Annotated in this window: 33 protein-coding genes; 20 read left to right on the top strand and 13 right to left on the bottom strand. The window is 39.9% G+C overall.

All coding sequences use genetic code 11. From position 1 onward, the window contains the following. Positions 1-75: 75 nt before the first annotated feature. Complete coding sequence (locus MKL62_RS12425) at positions 76-1,284, top strand: IS256-like element ISAba26 family transposase (RefSeq protein WP_000343018.1); 1,209 nt, start codon at positions 76-78, stop codon at positions 1,282-1,284. Between the two features lie 82 nt (positions 1,285-1,366). Here the strand turns inward: MKL62_RS12425 and MKL62_RS12420 are convergent, their stop codons facing one another. Genes MKL62_RS12420 through MKL62_RS12375 form a run of 10 tightly spaced genes read right to left on the bottom strand, consistent with a single transcriptional unit; the run spans position 1,367 to position 6,350 of the window. Next, positions 1,367-1,630: a hypothetical protein gene (locus MKL62_RS12420; protein WP_270899773.1), complete on the bottom strand. Its 264-nt coding sequence runs from the start codon at positions 1,628-1,630 to the stop codon at positions 1,367-1,369. Next, positions 1,627-2,265 (bottom strand): hypothetical protein, encoded by a 639-nt coding sequence (locus MKL62_RS12415; protein WP_188200022.1) that lies wholly within the window; start codon positions 2,263-2,265, stop codon positions 1,627-1,629. Before MKL62_RS12415 ends, MKL62_RS12420 begins: the two co-directional genes overlap by 4 nt. Next, on the bottom strand, positions 2,262-2,546 hold the full coding sequence (locus MKL62_RS12410) for a DUF6378 domain-containing protein (RefSeq protein ID WP_188200023.1): 285 nt from the start codon (positions 2,544-2,546) through the stop codon (positions 2,262-2,264). The genes MKL62_RS12415 and MKL62_RS12410 overlap by 4 nt, the downstream gene beginning before the upstream one ends. Further along, complete coding sequence (locus MKL62_RS12405) at positions 2,543-3,013, bottom strand: hypothetical protein (protein WP_230258763.1); 471 nt, start codon at positions 3,011-3,013, stop codon at positions 2,543-2,545. Before MKL62_RS12405 ends, MKL62_RS12410 begins: the two co-directional genes overlap by 4 nt. Further along, a complete protein-coding gene (locus tag MKL62_RS12400; RefSeq protein WP_000644293.1) occupies positions 3,010-3,261 on the bottom strand; it encodes a hypothetical protein in 252 nt (83 codons plus the stop codon). Before MKL62_RS12400 ends, MKL62_RS12405 begins: the two co-directional genes overlap by 4 nt. Continuing rightward, positions 3,258-4,631, bottom strand: a complete 1,374-nt coding sequence (locus MKL62_RS12395) for a replicative DNA helicase (protein WP_188200065.1) — start codon at positions 4,629-4,631, stop codon at positions 3,258-3,260. Before MKL62_RS12395 ends, MKL62_RS12400 begins: the two co-directional genes overlap by 4 nt. Next, positions 4,631-5,518, bottom strand: coding sequence for a DNA-binding protein (locus MKL62_RS12390; protein WP_270899772.1), 888 nt, complete (start codon positions 5,516-5,518; stop codon positions 4,631-4,633). The genes MKL62_RS12395 and MKL62_RS12390 overlap by 1 nt, the downstream gene beginning before the upstream one ends. Further along, on the bottom strand, positions 5,518-5,676 hold the full coding sequence (locus MKL62_RS12385; RefSeq protein ID WP_001109646.1) for a hypothetical protein: 159 nt from the start codon (positions 5,674-5,676) through the stop codon (positions 5,518-5,520). The genes MKL62_RS12390 and MKL62_RS12385 overlap by 1 nt, the downstream gene beginning before the upstream one ends. Before the next feature lie 40 nt (positions 5,677-5,716). Next, the gene (locus MKL62_RS12380) at positions 5,717-6,091 is read right to left on the bottom strand and encodes a helix-turn-helix domain-containing protein (protein WP_000049342.1); all 375 of its coding nucleotides are present in this window, start codon (positions 6,089-6,091) and stop codon (positions 5,717-5,719) included. 10 nt (positions 6,092-6,101) lie between these two features. Beyond that, entirely contained in the window at positions 6,102-6,350 is a 249-nt protein-coding gene (locus MKL62_RS12375) for a helix-turn-helix domain-containing protein (protein WP_000099229.1), read from the bottom strand. A 117-nt stretch (positions 6,351-6,467) separates the two neighbouring features. On the opposite strand from MKL62_RS12375, the gene MKL62_RS12370 reads away from it, so the two are divergent. From MKL62_RS12370 to smpB, 19 genes are all read left to right on the top strand, one after another. Beyond that, positions 6,468-7,166, top strand: a complete 699-nt coding sequence (locus MKL62_RS12370; protein ID WP_000381818.1) for a LexA family protein — start codon at positions 6,468-6,470, stop codon at positions 7,164-7,166. A gap of 382 nt (positions 7,167-7,548) precedes the next feature. Then, positions 7,549-7,842, top strand: coding sequence for a hypothetical protein (locus MKL62_RS12365; protein WP_024436197.1), 294 nt, complete (start codon positions 7,549-7,551; stop codon positions 7,840-7,842). 48 nt (positions 7,843-7,890) lie between these two features. Then, on the top strand, positions 7,891-8,118 hold the full coding sequence (locus MKL62_RS12360) for a hypothetical protein (protein WP_000130515.1): 228 nt from the start codon (positions 7,891-7,893) through the stop codon (positions 8,116-8,118). A 294-nt stretch (positions 8,119-8,412) separates the two neighbouring features. Next, on the top strand, positions 8,413-8,613 hold the full coding sequence (locus tag MKL62_RS12355; RefSeq protein ID WP_270899771.1) for a hypothetical protein: 201 nt from the start codon (positions 8,413-8,415) through the stop codon (positions 8,611-8,613). Next, positions 8,613-8,840, top strand: coding sequence for a hypothetical protein (locus MKL62_RS12350; protein ID WP_038349510.1), 228 nt, complete (start codon positions 8,613-8,615; stop codon positions 8,838-8,840). Before MKL62_RS12355 ends, MKL62_RS12350 begins: the two co-directional genes overlap by 1 nt. 69 nt (positions 8,841-8,909) lie before the next feature. Then, positions 8,910-9,119, top strand: a complete 210-nt coding sequence (locus MKL62_RS12345; protein ID WP_017394215.1) for a hypothetical protein — start codon at positions 8,910-8,912, stop codon at positions 9,117-9,119. A 7-nt stretch (positions 9,120-9,126) separates the two neighbouring features. Next, a complete protein-coding gene (locus MKL62_RS12340; protein ID WP_038349509.1) occupies positions 9,127-9,441 on the top strand; it encodes a hypothetical protein in 315 nt (104 codons plus the stop codon). Positions 9,442-9,443: 2 nt separating this feature from the next. Then, positions 9,444-10,487, top strand: coding sequence for a hypothetical protein (locus MKL62_RS12335; protein WP_038349508.1), 1,044 nt, complete (start codon positions 9,444-9,446; stop codon positions 10,485-10,487). Between the two features lie 10 nt (positions 10,488-10,497). After that, positions 10,498-11,157 carry a hypothetical protein gene (locus MKL62_RS12330; RefSeq protein ID WP_052210408.1) on the top strand — a complete coding sequence of 220 codons (660 nt, stop codon included), beginning with the start codon at positions 10,498-10,500 and terminating at the stop codon, positions 11,155-11,157. Next, positions 11,154-11,447 carry a hypothetical protein gene (locus MKL62_RS12325; RefSeq protein WP_171195220.1) on the top strand — a complete coding sequence of 98 codons (294 nt, stop codon included), beginning with the start codon at positions 11,154-11,156 and terminating at the stop codon, positions 11,445-11,447. Before MKL62_RS12330 ends, MKL62_RS12325 begins: the two co-directional genes overlap by 4 nt. Further along, positions 11,444-11,707, top strand: coding sequence for a hypothetical protein (locus MKL62_RS12320; protein WP_038349506.1), 264 nt, complete (start codon positions 11,444-11,446; stop codon positions 11,705-11,707). Before MKL62_RS12325 ends, MKL62_RS12320 begins: the two co-directional genes overlap by 4 nt. Positions 11,708-11,718: 11 nt before the next feature. Further along, the gene (locus tag MKL62_RS12315; protein ID WP_038349505.1) at positions 11,719-12,045 is read left to right on the top strand and encodes a hypothetical protein; all 327 of its coding nucleotides are present in this window, start codon (positions 11,719-11,721) and stop codon (positions 12,043-12,045) included. Then, positions 12,032-12,256: a hypothetical protein gene (locus MKL62_RS12310; protein ID WP_038349503.1), complete on the top strand. Its 225-nt coding sequence runs from the start codon at positions 12,032-12,034 to the stop codon at positions 12,254-12,256. The genes MKL62_RS12315 and MKL62_RS12310 overlap by 14 nt, the downstream gene beginning before the upstream one ends. After that, entirely contained in the window at positions 12,253-12,462 is a 210-nt protein-coding gene (locus MKL62_RS12305) for a hypothetical protein (protein ID WP_031995404.1), read from the top strand. Before MKL62_RS12310 ends, MKL62_RS12305 begins: the two co-directional genes overlap by 4 nt. Further along, entirely contained in the window at positions 12,459-12,671 is a 213-nt protein-coding gene (locus tag MKL62_RS12300) for a DUF7167 family protein (protein WP_001290364.1), read from the top strand. The genes MKL62_RS12305 and MKL62_RS12300 overlap by 4 nt, the downstream gene beginning before the upstream one ends. Continuing rightward, positions 12,668-12,985 (top strand): hypothetical protein, encoded by a 318-nt coding sequence (locus MKL62_RS12295; RefSeq protein WP_270899770.1) that lies wholly within the window; start codon positions 12,668-12,670, stop codon positions 12,983-12,985. The genes MKL62_RS12300 and MKL62_RS12295 overlap by 4 nt, the downstream gene beginning before the upstream one ends. A 1-nt stretch (position 12,986) precedes the next feature. After that, the gene (locus MKL62_RS12290; RefSeq protein ID WP_000927771.1) at positions 12,987-13,256 is read left to right on the top strand and encodes a hypothetical protein; all 270 of its coding nucleotides are present in this window, start codon (positions 12,987-12,989) and stop codon (positions 13,254-13,256) included. Beyond that, entirely contained in the window at positions 13,257-13,457 is a 201-nt protein-coding gene (locus MKL62_RS12285) for a helix-turn-helix transcriptional regulator (protein WP_104039212.1), read from the top strand. A 101-nt stretch (positions 13,458-13,558) separates the two neighbouring features. Continuing rightward, positions 13,559-14,032, top strand: coding sequence for an SsrA-binding protein SmpB (smpB, locus tag MKL62_RS12280; protein ID WP_001033994.1), 474 nt, complete (start codon positions 13,559-13,561; stop codon positions 14,030-14,032). Positions 14,033-14,073: 41 nt separating this feature from the next. On the opposite strand, the gene MKL62_RS12275 is transcribed toward smpB, so the two are convergent. The 3 genes from MKL62_RS12275 to rluD form a co-directional block, all read right to left on the bottom strand. After that, entirely contained in the window at positions 14,074-14,625 is a 552-nt protein-coding gene (locus MKL62_RS12275) for a flavodoxin family protein (RefSeq protein ID WP_005129467.1), read from the bottom strand. A 220-nt stretch (positions 14,626-14,845) separates the two neighbouring features. Continuing rightward, positions 14,846-15,583, bottom strand: a complete 738-nt coding sequence (gene pgeF, locus MKL62_RS12270) for a peptidoglycan editing factor PgeF (protein WP_000397510.1) — start codon at positions 15,581-15,583, stop codon at positions 14,846-14,848. A 10-nt stretch (positions 15,584-15,593) separates the two neighbouring features. Continuing rightward, entirely contained in the window at positions 15,594-16,646 is a 1,053-nt protein-coding gene (gene rluD, locus MKL62_RS12265; RefSeq protein WP_000199621.1) for a 23S rRNA pseudouridine(1911/1915/1917) synthase RluD, read from the bottom strand. Positions 16,647-16,707 lie beyond the last annotated feature (61 nt).

Genomic DNA, 16,707 nt, shown 5'->3' with positions numbered 1-16,707 from the left:
GGGACTGTTCTAAATTTTGTGTAAGTACTTAATTTTCATTTATCCTTCAGAGGATAATTACAAAAGGTACTTCACATGGATGAAGCAACAATCAAAAGTATGGCTGCCGAATTGGCTAAAGGTCTAAAAACACCAGAAGACTTAAACCAAATGACAGCAGTCTTTAAAAAATTCATGATTGAAACTGCACTCAATACTGAACTTTCAGACCATCTCGGTTATGAAAAGCATCAGCCCAAGAAAGGCTCAAATAGCCGTAATGGGTTTAGTTCTAAAACCATTACAACTCAAGATGGACAACTGGCTTTAGATATTCCCCGTGATCGAGAAGGTTCATTTGAGCCACAAATTATCAAAAAGCACCAAACACGCATCACCAGTATGGATGACCAAATCCTCTCACTGTATGCAAAAGGAATGACTAATAGGGAAATTGTAGCCTTCTTCAAAGAAATGTACGATGCCGATGTGTCAGCATCTCTCATCAGCAAAGTTACCGATGCTGTGATTGAGCAAGTGACTGAGTGGCAAAATAGAGCCTTAGATAGCCTTTATCCTGTTGTCTATCTTGACTGTATTGTTGTCAAAGTCCGTCAGCACTCCAATGTGATTAACAAGTCCGTATACCTTGCTTTAGGCATCAATATGGATGGGCAAAAAGAATTACTGGGTATGTGGATTGCTCAGACAGAAGGTGCCAAATTCTGGCTGTCAGTCATGACAGAGCTAAAAAATCGAGGAGTACAGGACATTCTTGTTGCCTGTGTAGATGGATTAAAAGGCTTCCCTGACGCGATAGCCTCTGTTTACCCTCATACTGATATTCAACTGTGTATCGTGCATGTTGTACGCAATAGCCTGAGATTTGTAAGCTGGAAAGACTACAAAGCTGTTACGTCGGGTCTGAAAGCGATTTATCAGGCAAGTACAGAGGAAAATGCTTTAAAATCCCTAGACATCTTCTGTGATCAATGGAATCACCAGTATCCCAAAATTGGAGAATCCTGGCGGGCCAATTGGGAAAATATCCGAACGATCTTTAGCTATCCAGCCGAAATACGTCATGCAATTTATACAACAAATGCGATTGAGTCGTTGAATAGCGTAATACGCCATTCAACGAAGAAAAGGAAAATCTTTTCATCTGATGACTCAGTAAAGAAGGTCATTTACTTAGCAACATCAAATGCTGCGAAGAAATGGACGATGCCAATTCAAAATTGGCGTTTAGCAATGAATTGGTTTACGATTCAGTTCGATGATCGATTAAAAGATCATTTATAAAAAATGGAACTTACACAAAATAATTTACAGGCTCTACGAGTTAGTTCGTAATAAAGATCCTCATCTTCAATAATCTTTTTGGCTAAACCCAAAGTGTCTTTAATTGGCAAACCAAATTGAGAGCTTCTGAACGTGCTGCTTTTAATCCACCTAAGCTATTTACTAAATCAACCGCCTCCACCAGACGCTTGAGTTCTGGATACGTGAACCCATTGCTCGTACGTTGCCACATACCGTTAATTACAGTGATTTTCATATCATCTGGACAGCCAAGCTTATGCAATTGATCCAATAAATCTCTCGCCTTATCCACCCCGTACTCACGAATAAACTGTTCTGGTTTCATACCGCTTCCCTCACATCTAAATGGCGAACATCTCCGCCCCACTGCAAAGCCATTGCTTCAGCAATACCAGGATAAGTTCTTGAACGTTCTTTCCAGCGATTAGGACCAGGTGGCAAGTAATGCAGGCGTTCACGTTGATTCTTTGGCAACAACATCATTTCTTCTTTGACGTTGTTAGTTGGTGTTAATGGCTTTAATCCTTCCAACCATAGGCAAGTAGCTTTCTGCTCTGTGTGGCCAAACATCCACGGCTGAATAACCTGGCTTTGCTGCACACCACCAATTAAAGTTTTTGCATACTTGTGCATGATCGGGTTTTCAATTGCACGCATTGGAATATGAGTTGCATTTAAGAAGAGCTTGAAGAACTCAGCAGCCTCAAAAAGCTTAGGCCAGCGGCTAGGGTCCTTATGCAAGTGACATACGCCTGCATTTGTTAAGTAAGTACATTCCGGATGAGCAATTAATAAATCCCAACCTTCATTAAGTACATCCCGAACATCACCTTGATAGTGATTACCTGGTGCTTCTGTTGGGAGTAAATCACAAGACATAGCATTATGACCAAGAGCGGCAAAAGCATCACGAACACGGCCAGAGTATTCACAAGCAACTAGTACGTTTAATCGTTTCATACCGCCTCCTTGTCATGTCCTGTCATGATTAGCTCTTGCTCTACAAGCGTTGCGTAGCCCGCTATGTCGTGCCAGTTATCGATGTAATTAGGATCACCATTAACGATGCGAGCCATCTTGTTTGTCATCATGACCAAGGCGAAATGCTGCGAGTCAGATAATGATTGGTTGTAGTTAGGAGTAGCTTGAAGTAAGCGCATCAAGTCATTACTCAACTGAGCAACGTCTTTAAACTCCCCGTAACGCTCACCACGTTGTTGCAATGTGTTTTGAATGCTCATGCCGCTTTCCCCTTATACAAACAATTAGCCACTGCCCACGCATCAAGACATGTATCGCCTTTGAACTCTTCATCCATCATTGAGAGCCATTCTTCCTTAGCGCCTTTCCAGCCTTTGGTTTTAAGTCCTTGCCCTTTGTTCACATAGCAATCTGAATAACCATTGATGAACTCTGATAGCTTCATTGGTGTATCGATACGGAAGCCGCGCTCTACAATTCCTTCCTCGCCTGAATCTTTCTTGATTTTTGCGAAGAAAGTCACACCATAAGTCTGATGATTCGGAATAGTCCCGAACTGCAATGCTGTAAGTAATGACCCTTGATAAATCTTCATTAGCACTGGTAAAGGCAATTGACCTGTCGTATCACCTGATTGCTTTTCGTATTGCTCTACGATTTCAACTGCATTGAATACATTCCAAGAGAGTTGATAGTGCTGAGCTTTATTCTGTTTACGCTTTCTCATGCTTTCAGCTCCCCTTTAACATTCAGCAAGTCCTTTGCAAATTGAGTTGCCTTGTAAGTTGCGTATGAGTCCTTTTCCAAGTAGCCGCTTTTAATTAATTCCTGCACATAGCATTGGATAGTGTTGTTAGGTGCATCTAACACATGGTCATGCAAATCCTTCATCGTGAAAGGTTGTGTTGCATGTGTAGCGAATAACAAAATGTCAAAAATGTTTTGGAATGCTTTAACTCGTTTTATTGCTTTCACGCTGCACCTCTCTCTTCCATAGACTGGTAATACTCAGGGCTTAAGTCAGCGAATGTTGCGCGTGACAAGTCTGTAGCTAATCGAACTGTGCCAATTGAGCCGTTACGAGCCTTACCTATGATGATTTCTGCTGTACCTGCTTCTTTAGAATCCTTGTTGTAGATTTCATCGCGGTAAATAAACATGATGATGTCTGCGTCTTGCTCTAAGTCGCCTGATTCTTTTAGATCTGCGTTTACAGGGCGTTTGTTTGGGCGGTTCTCTAAGTTACGGTTAAGCTGTGCTAGTGCGATCACAGGACAATCAAAGTCACCTGCCATACGCTTAAGCTCATTAGATATTTCACCGATATCTTTGTCAGAACGACCAAAGTTGTTTTTAGTGAGTGGTGTTACTTTCTGGATGTAATCAACAAAGATTGCGCCAATCTTTCCGTATTTGGCTTGAACCTTCTTAGCTGATCTGCGGATAGTTGCCACAGTTGCGCGGTTGTTGTCGTCGATCATCAAAGGTGCTTTCTCAAGTACTAGAGCAGCGTTATTGACCTTCTGCGTATCGTCGCTATTTGGGTCGATATGGCCTGTTAATACTTTGCGTAGCTCTACTCCACCAATGCCGCTAATTAAGCGCTGTGCGATCTGTCTACCCTTCATTTCGATTGATATGAATAGAACCGGTAAAGATTGGTTGATCATCATGTCTGCTGCAATGTTTTGAGCAAACGTCGTTTTACCCATTGATGGGCGTGCACCGATGATGACTAGATCACCCTTACTGATTTCACCTAGTTTGTTGTCCAGAGCAGTAAAGCCAGTCTTGATACCGCCCTCATAAGGCATTTGGTTATGAATTGCCATGTGGCGATCAAGGAACTCTTTCACAGCTTGCTTAGAGAATTCATGAGCATGTTTAAGCTTGTCCTCACCTGCACCAAAATCTAAGTTTTGAACTAATGACTGAGCCTTGCTTACAGCAGATTCAGCAGTATGCGTCACCAAGTCATTTGCAATTGAGTTGATCAGCTTACTAGTCTCTTGAAGCTTTCTGCGAGTAGAGAAATCTTTTAGCTTTTTGATGTGAGTAACCAACAAACTTGCATTGCTTACACGGCTCATCAAGTTAACAATGAACTGCTCGTCAATCTGGTTAATCTCTAGGGGATTCGCCTTGATCAATTCAAATACAGTCACTTCATCAAACGACTCACCCTTGCTCAATTGGTTTTTAATGTGTGCAAAAATGATTTGATGTTGTGATGCAAAGAAATCTTGAGCATCGATCTGTGAGATAAACTCATCAGCAGCTTGGTCAATCGTCATGAGCGTAGACAGAATGCTTTGCTCAACCGGAATAGAATATAGTTCGATCATTAATCCATCCCCTTAAATTTCTTAGCAACGCCTTTGAACTGTGTTGCTGGTTGTTCAGGGATGGCTTGATGCTGCTCAACAACTGGATTTTCTAATTGCTCAAGCTCTGCATTTGTCTCCTGCCAATTCCAAGCTGCTTTGAAAGATTCCCAACCACGAACAACGATAATTTGGAATACACGCTCATTACTTAGTTTTGCTTCCTGAGCTTGTTTGAAAACAAGTTGTAAAGCTCGTTGAGTTACTGGTTTTTTCTTCTTGTTGCGAAGATCAATATATTCAGTTGCTGTTTGCTCAGATACTCCGTTTTTCAACAAGAAATCTTTTGCTTTGAATTTTTGTGTTTTTGGTGCTGATTCAGCACAAATAATATCTGTAGTATTCTCTGTGTATTCTCTGTATGTATTCTCTGTATTAGATGGGCGGATTTGTGCATTCAGTGTGGCGGAATTGTGCATACAGTCTGGCGCATTTGTGCATTCAGTATGGCTGTTCTGTGCATTCAGTGTGGCGGAATTGTGCATACTATTAATATCAATGCTTTCAGAGTATTCGATCAAAGCTTGATAAAGGTTTTCATGCTCTACACGGTAGTAAACACGACGAGGCACACCCATCTTTTTTTCAGAGATGAATTTAAGTGATTTAAGTGTTGCTCTAGCCGTATCTTGCTCACGACGAGTAAGACCAGTTTCTTGAGTCCACTCATGATGTGTTTTGAAGATCCAACCTTCACTGTCTTTAGTGCGAGAAGTCCAGTAGACCAATTGAGAGAGCATCAAGGCTCCATTGATCCCACATCCTAAAAATACATAGTGCTTGTTGAATGCTATTGGCTGTTCGTTCATAGCTTCAATCAACTTAATAATTGGAATTGATGCACCCATCAAACACCTCTCAATACAAATGCAGCTAAATCAGCTTTCGCTTTAGCCAATGCCATAGAGTTTTCGAGAGTTCGATTAAGCACATAAGCCTCAACCGCTTTTTGAAACAAACTAATCTTCCGATTTAGTTCAATGTCTGCTAATATTGAATAGTTCATATGACTTACCTCGTTTGAACATTGAGCCTGATTGTCACCATCAGGCTTTTTCTTTATATCCAAGCTCAAAACACATGCCGAAATCTTCAATGTCATCTTGAAAAAGATCGTCAATTGTTTGTTTGCTTTCCATCCACGCTTTTGACATCACAAAAAGCGCATTTAGTTTTTCCTCGCTAATCATTCGATATTTCTTGAGGACAGTCTTAAATCCAAGAATGTCCAACAGCACTAAACAGTTCTCAAGCTCAGTCAAGCCATTGGATTTTCTATCATTTTTCATTCGTGATAATGTGCTTGGATCAATCCCCAACTGTTCAGCAACCTGACTTTGATTGCTTGATGCAAGGGCTTGCAAAACTCTAGAAACTTCATTTCTAGCCCTTGCACTCAATTCGGTTGATACTTTGCTCATGGTTTAGTTCCTAAGCGGTTAATGCTTGGCTGCGGACATAATCGAAATCGACATCAGGACAAAGTTCATCACAAGGAACTTTTCCTTCACTTTCTTTATCAATTCGAATAGCTAATGCAGCACCACATTTTTTGTTGACATAAATAATTTGTTGAAGATTCCCTAAAGTCGTTAGGCATGCTTTTGCAAAGGCTTTTCGTTCTTCAACAGTCATCTTCGATAAGTAAGCTTTAAGCTGTTCTGTGTTTGAAGAAGACATAGTTATCTCCTTTAGTGAATTTATTTAGTAAATACTAATTTTAATCACTAAACAAGTCAACAGATATTTAGCGAATACGAATTTACTTTTTACTAAAAACTATATGAAATAGAGCTTATGGATACTGTTGCAAGAAGACGCAGAAATCTGCGAAAAGCTATTGATGCTTTAATCGAATCTGGGAAATTTAAGAGTGATGCAGCTTTTTGCGAACATTACGACTTAAGTACGAGCCATATTTCACAAATGATTAATGGTCACGGTAGTTTTGGCGAGAGAGCTGCTAGGAACTTAGAGAAAAAAGTAGGCTGGCCTAATGGTTATTTAGATCTTGAAAACCAAGAAGATCAAAGCCCTATTGTGTCTGAAAGTAATGTTGGACCAACCAAGAATAACCTTCGAACAATTCCCCTATTAGATTATGTCCAAGCAGGTCTATTCCATGATGTTGGCTATGATGGAATAAACCCTATTGGAGAAAGCTACACAACATATCAAGGATATAAGCCAGAGTGCGTTTTCTCTCTTAAAGTTGAAGGAAATAGCATGTCACCAGAATTTAAGGCTGGCGATGAAATTGTTGTTGATGCATCTCTTGAACCTAAACCTGGATCGCTTGTAATTGCTCAAGAAGTCCAACATGGAATAGCAAGAACAACTTTCAAAAAGTACAGAGTGATTGGTATTAATGAATTTGGAGTTGATGTTGTTGAACTAGTACCACTAAACCCTGATTACCCAACCTACAACTCAACACAAATTGAAATATCAATTATTGGGGTTGTGGTGAGACACAATAGGGAAATAACTCATTAAAGGATTCGGGACACCTAATCCCGAATTGCAGCCTAGGAAGCTGCTAAAGGTGATCTAAAGATACGTTGCTCAGGGAGCAGGACAAGGTCCAGTGTCAATAGTGAGCTGACGCCCCTACGGTGTGCGCACACTTTCAGGGCAAGCGCTAGGCATAGCGCTATATAAGTTACCAATTATATTGGTAGGTGCCTACCAGCAATTACAAGGTTTATGCCATGTTTTTACTGGAACTGCGAACTAAGAATGGATTTAGATTAAAGATAAAAATCGACTTTTTATCGATATTCAAATTCTTCACTTGGTAAGCACCGAGGGGGAGGTTCGAACTCCCCCTCACCCTTATTTTTAAAAATACATAAACTGATAATTAATAGCAAATACCATGAGCAAAAAATACAAGCCACCGGAACTACACGAATATAGAGGCTTAACAAGCTCTGAGCAGACGGCAATACACCAAATGCTCATCTCCTATGTTCGTGAGGAAAATTGTCGCTTTAACATAATCATGTCTGGCAAAGCAGAACCCTATAATCTGGTAAAACTAACTAGTATTAATTTTGAGAATGAAGCATCAGCAATTTGGGTTAATTTTGAAACCATCACAGGAGAGCAAATAGCTTTACCCATTGGCTTTCTTTCAAGAATTGAGTTTTCAGGGCAGCAAGAAATTTAAACTGTGAACCCGACACAGTCTTAACAACAGATCGGGTGGAGAAATGTAATGACAGATAAAGTAGTTTTAAATGGACCATTGGAATTAAAAAATAACTCTGAAGCTCGTGTTGCTTATGAATTGATGGTATTAATCGCCAATAAGGAAGTTGGTTTTACTATGGCTCAAAATAAAAATGTAGCCGACGAACAGAAGTCTAGAGATTACTGGTTAAAACTTTATTCACAATGCCATAGCGTTGCTAGAGGAAATGAGCACGTTCCTCAGGAAAACTAGAATACTTTTTCTGAAATAGTTTTGATAGTGCTAACTATTTCATCAGGATCTGTGCAACCTTGCTGAATTAAAGCCAGGATAAGCTGGAATACTTGTTCTTGATTCATAATAAACTCCATCTAACCCACCCCGTGTGGGTTTTCTTATTTTTAGTGTATACGAAATTTTTCACCAAATAAATTCACTAAAGTTCTTGACTAAATATTTAGTAAATACTAAATTATATCTCACCAACCAACAAAAAAGTCCCAGACATTCGACCGACGGGACTTTTACTCAATGAGTGAGAAGATTATGACAGAAAAAGCATTAATAGCAAAGCTGATCAAGAATCAGAACCGCAAGCAGACGATTAGACATTCTAACTCTGGCTTGGTAATGGCAAGCGTATTTGTCCTTTTGGCTTTCAGCGCCTTTGGTTACTTCAAATACCTTTCAGATGATGTGCAGAAACATGATGAGTATGTGCGTGTGCAAGTGGAAGGAGATAACTAATGGATACAAAATCAGTTGCAACCGTTTCAGTTGTGGTAATTGAAGCCCTAATGATGCTTGTTGAACATGAAGGCATAGAGCTTCCAAGCATCTCATTGAAGCTTAAATCTGAAGATGGTTCAAGAATTAGTTATGAAGTTGATTTCTCACACTTAGTTGAACAAACCCTTAAAGGACTTAAAGAGCTTAGTGAGGGTGAGCAAGACAAGGAGCTCTCTCATGGATAACTACATAGCACTAACTAGTTTCATTGGGTTCTTCAACCTCATCTTGGCGGTTCACTGGGGGATTATCTAATGAATATGTTGGCCAATATCTCGTTTGATGCTGCTAAATCAAAGCTTTTGAAGGACTTAAGCAAACATCCTGAGCTTCTAGCTGGCGCAGTTGAATATGCCTTCCAACGTGGCGACATCGACTCGAAAGAATACCATTTGTGGCGAAGCAAGATTGCAGAAATGGAGCGCCGACACACTGCAAACCTTTTAGCAACTATTAAAGCGTGAGGTGTGTATGGGCTTTTTCTTCAATGCAGAATTTCTTGAGCAGTTTGGTTTCAGTGTTGGTGAAGAAGATGAAGCAACTCACTACAGCACTTTTGGTGGCAGTGATTGGAAGTTGAAAGCAAATAAAGACCAGTTGTTTTACTGGGATGCCCTCTCAAAGTCTTGGAAAAGATGGGCTTTGACATTGGAGCACTGCACTCCAATCGGTGAGAAAGAACCAAATTACAAATGCGGACCAGTTAATCAAGTCGTAGTTAAGAAAGATCAAACGACTCGTGAATTGTCTCCTATTTATTCAAATTCGAAATATAAAGGTGATTAAAGATGAATGCACAAGTTAATGAATTACAAGTAGTAGAACAAAACATGATTGTGGCAGCATTCGGCAAAGAAAATGGCATTCAAGAACTATTCAATCGTATGGCTGAGCAAGCACGATCAATAGTTCCTGATGTTTCAACTAAAAAAGGTCGTGATGCTATTGCTTCACAAGCTTATAAAGTAAGTAAGTCTAAAACTGCTGTAGATAACCATGGTAAAGATTTAGTTGCTGGCATTAAAGCGCAGGCTGCTGTGATCGATCGTGACCGAAAAGCATGGCGCGATCAATGTGATGCTTTACGTGATGAAATTCGTAAGCCACTAGATGAATGGGAAAAAGCTGAAGAAGATCGAATTCAGTCAATTAAAAATCGAATCTCTAATTTTGATGCTGGTCGCGTTGATACCTTCTCAACTAGCGAGCTTATTCAGACAATCATAAGTGAAGTTGAGGCAACGGCAATTGATGAAAGCTTTGCTGAATTTGCCAATGAAGCAGCAATCAAAAAAGATGCGGCCCTTAGCTCATATAAAAAATCACTTGAAATTGCATTAAAACGTGAAGCTGAACAAGCAGAGTTAGAGCGCCTACGCAAATCTGAACAAGAACGTTTACAACGTGAACACGAAGAACGTATTGCACATGAAGCAGCTGAAAGAGCCCGTCTAGAAGCTGAGCGTAAAGCTAAAGAAGAAGCCGAACGTGTAGAACGTGAAAAGCAAGAAGCTATTGCTAAAGCAGAGCGTGAAAAACGCGAAGCTGCTGAACGTGAAGCCCGTTTAGTTGCTGAAAAAGAAGCTGCTGAATTACGTGCACAACATGCAGCAGAAGCAGAACGTAAACGTATTGAAGCTGAGCAAGCCGCAAAGCTAGAGGCCGAACGCCAAGCAGAAGAAGCGCGCCAAGCTAACCAAGCTCACCGTAAAAAAATATGTAATGAAGCGCTAAAAGGCTTATTAGCTTTGGGTATTGATGAAGCAAAAGGAAAAGAGATTTTGCAAGCCATCAATAAAGGCTTAGTTCCACACGTTTCTATTAAGTTTTGAGGGTTAAGTCATGAATGCTCAAATTAAAATAGCAAGTGTAAATACTGAAGAAAACATGAATTTATGGAATCAGGTTTTCATCACTGATCCATTGGCTGTTAAACCCATCACTGGTAAAGCTTACAAAGGAAGCTCACCTAAACCATATTGGCTTATTGAACAAGCTACTCGTGTTTTTGGCCCTGCTGGTTATGGATGGGGTCATGACATTATCAATCAAGGCTTTCAACAATGTGGGCCTGAGGACATGATTCATTGGGCAATTGTTGAGTTCTGGTACATGAAAGGAGATCAACGCTGTGCTGTTCAGCAGATGGGCGGCACAAAGGCCATGTACAAAACCAATAACGGAAAAATGATTGTTGACGAAGATGCGCCTAAAAAATCAGTAACTGATGCCTTGGTTAAAGCTATGTCATCTATTGGGTTTGCGGGCGATATTTTCTCTGGTCGATGGGATGACAGTAAGTATCAACAAGAAGCCTATGTCCATCACCACAACCCACAACCAACTGATGCTGATTTCCACAGTGCACTGAAAGATATTGAACTTGCTGCTAATAGAAAGGCACTTGGTGAGATATACAAGCGGTTTGTCGGCACTCAATACCAAAAGGAAATCGAAACACAATGTGGTGCTAAGTCTGATAAGGAAGGATGGTCAGCATGATGAAGTTCATACCCGACACAATGTCTTTCCCCTTCACTGTTTGGATGAGTGAAAACGGATTCTATCCATCTCATAAGAAAGGTTTCATTGTGCTTAAGAAAGGCAATGAAGTAGCAAAGATTTCAACTCAAGAAACTAAACATGGCTTTGCAATGAATGAAGTATGTCAAAAGAAATTCGCTTCATTTTGCAGAGCTTGGATGAATCGAGATAAACATTTTGTTGATCAACTGCGTATGCGCGGCATGGCGAAAATGAATCAACTTAGTTATCAGCAGGTGGCAGCATGAAACAAATCGAATTAAACACAATTAGCGGTACTTCTGACCAGATCGCAGAAGAGATTTTTAAGAAAATTATTGGGCCTATGGTTGATGAAATGAATAGCCAAGATAAAGACTCAGCAAAGGTTTTCACATTCTCAGTAATGTGGCTTGGTATGGCTCTATATGCTGCTCAATTTGAACCGCACAATGCCAAGAAAACAATTCAATTTAGTGTTGATCAGTTCATGCAAACGTTCGACAAATTCAATAAAAGACCGAGCTAAGGAGCAGCAGCATGACAGATTTGAATAAGTTAAGAAGTGAGTTTGAGGCTGTAACAGATATCTATCACTGCATTTATAACGCAGATTTAGATTACTACTTTAGTGGTTCTAAATTCGCTTCTGATAAAGCTGAGATCGAAGTAAATGCAGGTTGGAAGTCGTGGAAAAAAGCCAAAGCTCAGGCGGTGCCAGAGGGTTATGTTCTTTTACCAAGAGTACCAACTGAAAAGATGTTCCAAGCATATGAACGATATTCAGTCGCGCCGATGTCGACGCTGAGTAAAACTGGATATAAGGCAATGGTTGAAGCAGCAGGTGATCAAAATGAAAACTCTTAAAATTACTTGGCTTGATGCCTGCTCTAATTGTGGTTTTGGCGACTATGCAGAAGTAACAACTGAACGTGGCATTGGGTGCTACTTGTGGGATGGGGACAAGGTTCAGTGTCCTAATTGCAATCACAAGGGTGAAATAAAATGTGATTCAGGGGTTGCCTTTGTCAATTGGGATGAAGTTGAAGAAGCAAGCGAATCGGGAGCTGAGGGATGAGCATAACTCTTAATGGTCACCAATTAAAAAGCCTTCTCGAATTTGTAAATCCAGATGGTGAAAATGATTTAGATCAACTTGAAACTGAACTAACTATTAAATTTTTTGAAGATGGGCACAGTGGCAAAGGCTATTACTTTTGGATGACCGAATATCCAGAGGAAGGCAGCATGTTGTTGGATGTTGAATCGGGAGCTGAGGAATGAGTGAAAAAGCATTTAAAGATTTAAAAATTCGATTTCATTTAGCTATTGGTTTGGCTAACGCGCATCGTGAGGACATTGGGAAATTATCCGATTGGATCGAAGAGGAATGTTGGGAAGTGATGGATGAAAGAGAGCAAAAAGAGACTCTTTCGGAAATTGCAGAGGAATGGGCACAGCAGTATTTAGATTTAGGAGCGACAGTTGAATGAGTATTTTAGATAAAGAATATGTCGTGACTATGCCAGACGAAAGCAAATGGGCTGTACCAGTTCGCATAATTGCTGAAAGTCGCGCCAAGTATTTTGCAGGTGTTGATGAAGTGTCTTTTGAAGAAAGTCTAAATGATGACACTATCCCTCTCTTTGAATCTGACGATTATGAAATTCATGATTGGGCTGTAAACAATATGAATTGGAGAGATGTTAAAGAACATGCCATCCAAATTGAACGCCCAAGCTTAGATTATGAAGATGGCTGGGTAAATGGAAAATATGAGGTTAAATCGCAAAGTAAGGAGGGGTGAAATGTTATTGACTACTGATGAAGTTGAACTAATCAAAACATGTGATGAAAGCCCTGAACAATATATTGCAGTTTTTCAAGGTCAACAGATTGGATATCTCCGCTTAAGACATGGTGAATTTAGAGTTGATTATCCTGATTGTGGTGATGAGACAATTTACTATTCACAAGAAATGCTTGGTGATGGGAAGTTTGAAGATAGTGAACGTGAACACTTCTTATTGAAAGCTAAAGAGGCAATCGTTAAGAAGTTTAATGAAATGGAGGGGTGAATGGGGATTGATCGTCGTGTACGTGCTAAAGAATTTATGATGCTAATGTCTATTGGCCGGACTAAATTCTATCGCATGATAAAGAATGGTGAAATTCCACAACCTATCAAGGTTAGTGAGAAAGAAGTGTTTTGGCACGAATCTAGTGTTAAGAAAGTTGTCGAAAAACACAAAGATAATTCTGATATGATAGCCTGCTAAATGCAGGCTTTCTTTTAAGTCGAGTGTCTTTTAAAACGGGTAATTAAACGGGTAACAATCCAGCCGTAATAAAATTAATTCATCATTTTCAAAAGGTTAAGATGAACAAGATAGTTGTAAAGAAACATAATGGCGGAACCATCGCACAAAACAAACGTGCCCGTCATGATTATTTTATCGAAGAAAAATTTGAAGCTGGCATGTCTTTACTAGGCTGGGAAGTAAAATCTTTACGTGCCGGTCGTATGAGTTTGACAGAAAGTTATGTCATTTTTAAAAATGGTGAAGCATTCTTATTTGGTGCTCAGATTCAACCACTCCTTTCTGCATCTACACATATTGTGCCGGAAGCTACACGTACACGAAAATTATTATTATCTCGTCGTGAACTTGAAAAGCTTATGGGTGCGGTGAACCAAAAAGGTTATTCGTGCGTTCCATTAGCATGTTACTGGAAAGGTCATCTGGTTAAGCTTGAAATTGCACTCGTGAAAGGTAAACAACTTCACGATAAACGAGCGACTGAAAAAGAACGTGACTGGCAACGTGATAAAGCACGTATATTTCATAAGTAATAGACTAAAAAGCCTCTTTATAGAGGCTTTTTTATTTTTCACTAATGTAATCTATATAAAAGCCCAGCAATATATTCACCAAACCATTTAGCAGTATCTAAATCGCCTTGTGGCGGTGTAATTTCAACAGGTGCATTATCTGATTGAGTCATCAACCCTAAACAGCTCGATAAACGGTTTAAATCGGTTTCAGTATGGCCTGTTGTCATTAAAGGTAAACCTGACCACAACATGCCGTGCTGCATCGCAAAAATGTTAAGTTGTTGCAGAACCGCCAGTTTATCGCCACTTAAACCGCCCGAATTTGCAAAACCCGCTGCTAACTTACCCTGCCATAAACGATTTTTCCAACGTTTGGATGTACTATCCATAAACTTTTTAAAATCGGCAGTTACGCTTCCCATATAAGTTGGGGAACCAAAAATAATGCCGTGTGAGGCATCTAAAACATCCCAATTAATATGCTCAATATTCATCACATGTACTTTGACGCCCATCACTTCGGCGCCACTTGCGATAGCAGACGCTACCTTTGCAGTGTGACCATAGGGACTGTGATAGACAATAGAGAGATGTTTTTCAGGCAAAGACATAAGCTTAATATTTTGAGCGATTTTTTCTATTTTATCATTTTATTAAAACTTGCTAAACCTTCCTCTATAAACATGAAATCTCAGTGCTGGCCTTAATTTCTTGAATAAATATGGAAAATTCAAAATAAAAAACTCTCTTATGCTATTTTGAAATTTAAACAACATAAGAGAGTATTATTACAACAATCATATCCTTAAGAAGAAATATGATTTTTCAAAACTACATAAAAACAAAAGTTGCCATACGGCCAGTTTTAGCATCACGGCGGTAAGAAAAATATTCATCTTGCTGTTGGTATGAACACTGATCTCCCCCTAAAACTTTTTCAACTCCTCGTCTCTGTAAGATAAAACGAGCAATTGCATACAAGTCAGCATGAAATTTATTTGGAGCTGCCCCATCAATAAATGCAGTTTCCAATTCAGGATATTTACTACAAAAAGCAGTTTTTACCTCTGCTCCGATTTCAAAGCAAGGTTGACTAATCGCTGCACCCAACCATGCCCATGTTGGAGGGTTCTGCATTGCAGCAACTGTATTTTCAATAATACCTCCCGCTAAACCTCGCCACCCTGCATGTAAGTTAGCAATTTCTGTACCTTCAGCATTACCAAGCACGACAGGTAAACAATCGGCTGTCATCATCATTAACGCATGACCTTTGGTTTGCGTAATCAAGCCGTCGCCAATTAAAGCTGTAAAAGGAATTTGTTCATTTACTGTATGGCAAATCGTGCTATGTGTTTGGGTCATCCATGTCATTTTTTTAACCCCAAACTGAGCAAATTCATCTAACAGTATCATCCGATGCTGCTGGACACGCTGAGCTTCGTCTTTAACGTGCAAAGCAAGGTTAAAACCTGTTAGCTCTGTTTGCTCTGCTGGTAATGCCAAAGGGTGGTGAACTCGTGTCTGCCCTACGAATACGCCTTGAGGTAAACCCTGAACAAATTCCATATACCAGTCCTTAATATGCAGCGTTTTCTGTACGTAAAACATTAACCAACTGCGTAAAATCTTCAGGCCATGGTGCTTCGAATAACATTTCTTCACCAGTACGAGGATGTTTTAAGCCCAATTTAGCTGCATGAAGTGCTTGGCGTTTAAAACCGCGTAAAGTTTCGATGAGTAACTCAGATGCCCCTGCCGGAATACGTACACGGTTCATATAAACTTGGTCACCGACCAAACCATGTCCAATATAACTAAAGTGAACGCGAATCTGGTGGGTACGGCCAGTCTCAAGTTGCGCTTGTACACGAGTAAAGTCTCTAAAACGCTCTTTCACGTTATAGTGCGTTACAGCATCACGCCCACCCGGCAAAATTGCCATTTTTACACGGTCAACCGGATGTCTTTTAATCGGCTCATCGATTGTGCCACCTGCAATAATATTGCCATAAGTGACTAAGTCATAAATACGATAAACAGATTTATCTCCCAATTGTTTACTCAAAGAAAATTGTGCTTCGAGATTTTTAGCAACAACTAGTAAACCACTGGTATCTTTATCAATACGATGTACTAGACCAGCACGTGAAAGCTCGGCTGACTTAGGTGAATGGTAAAGCAAAGCATTGACTAAAGTACCCGAGGTATTACCTGCGCCAGGATGAACCACCATACCTACCGGTTTATTAATGACTAAAATATCTTCATCTTCGTAAACAATATCGAGTGGAATATTTTCTGGTTGACTGTTGGTCTGTGCTTCAAGCTCAACATTTAAAGTTAGCGTTTCATTGCCTTCGCAGCGATATTTAGGTTTGACAATGTTACCATTTACCAACAGATGACCTTCTTTCATCCATTGTTTAAGTTTTTCGCGTGAAAACTCACTCCACACCATGGCTGCCACTTGGTCGATACGTTGCCCTAAGTAGCTTTCATCTAACTGAACTTGCAACGATAAACGTGTTGCAGTTGTATCAGAAGTATGGTTATCTGCATCCTCAGAATCTTCTAGTAAATTGAAGTCTGTTTCAGAGAAGTTTGTGTTTGAAGATTGTGCTGAAGTCATTTGATCATTTAGATAAAAGTGGTTTAATAGCGCAATTGTAGCTCATTGCCCAACATAACAG

The organism is Acinetobacter sp. AOR01_HL (assembly GCF_027855455.1).
Taxonomy (GTDB): Bacteria; Pseudomonadota; Gammaproteobacteria; order Pseudomonadales; family Moraxellaceae; genus Acinetobacter; species Acinetobacter baumannii.
This window is presented reverse-complemented; position numbering and strand designations above follow the sequence as displayed.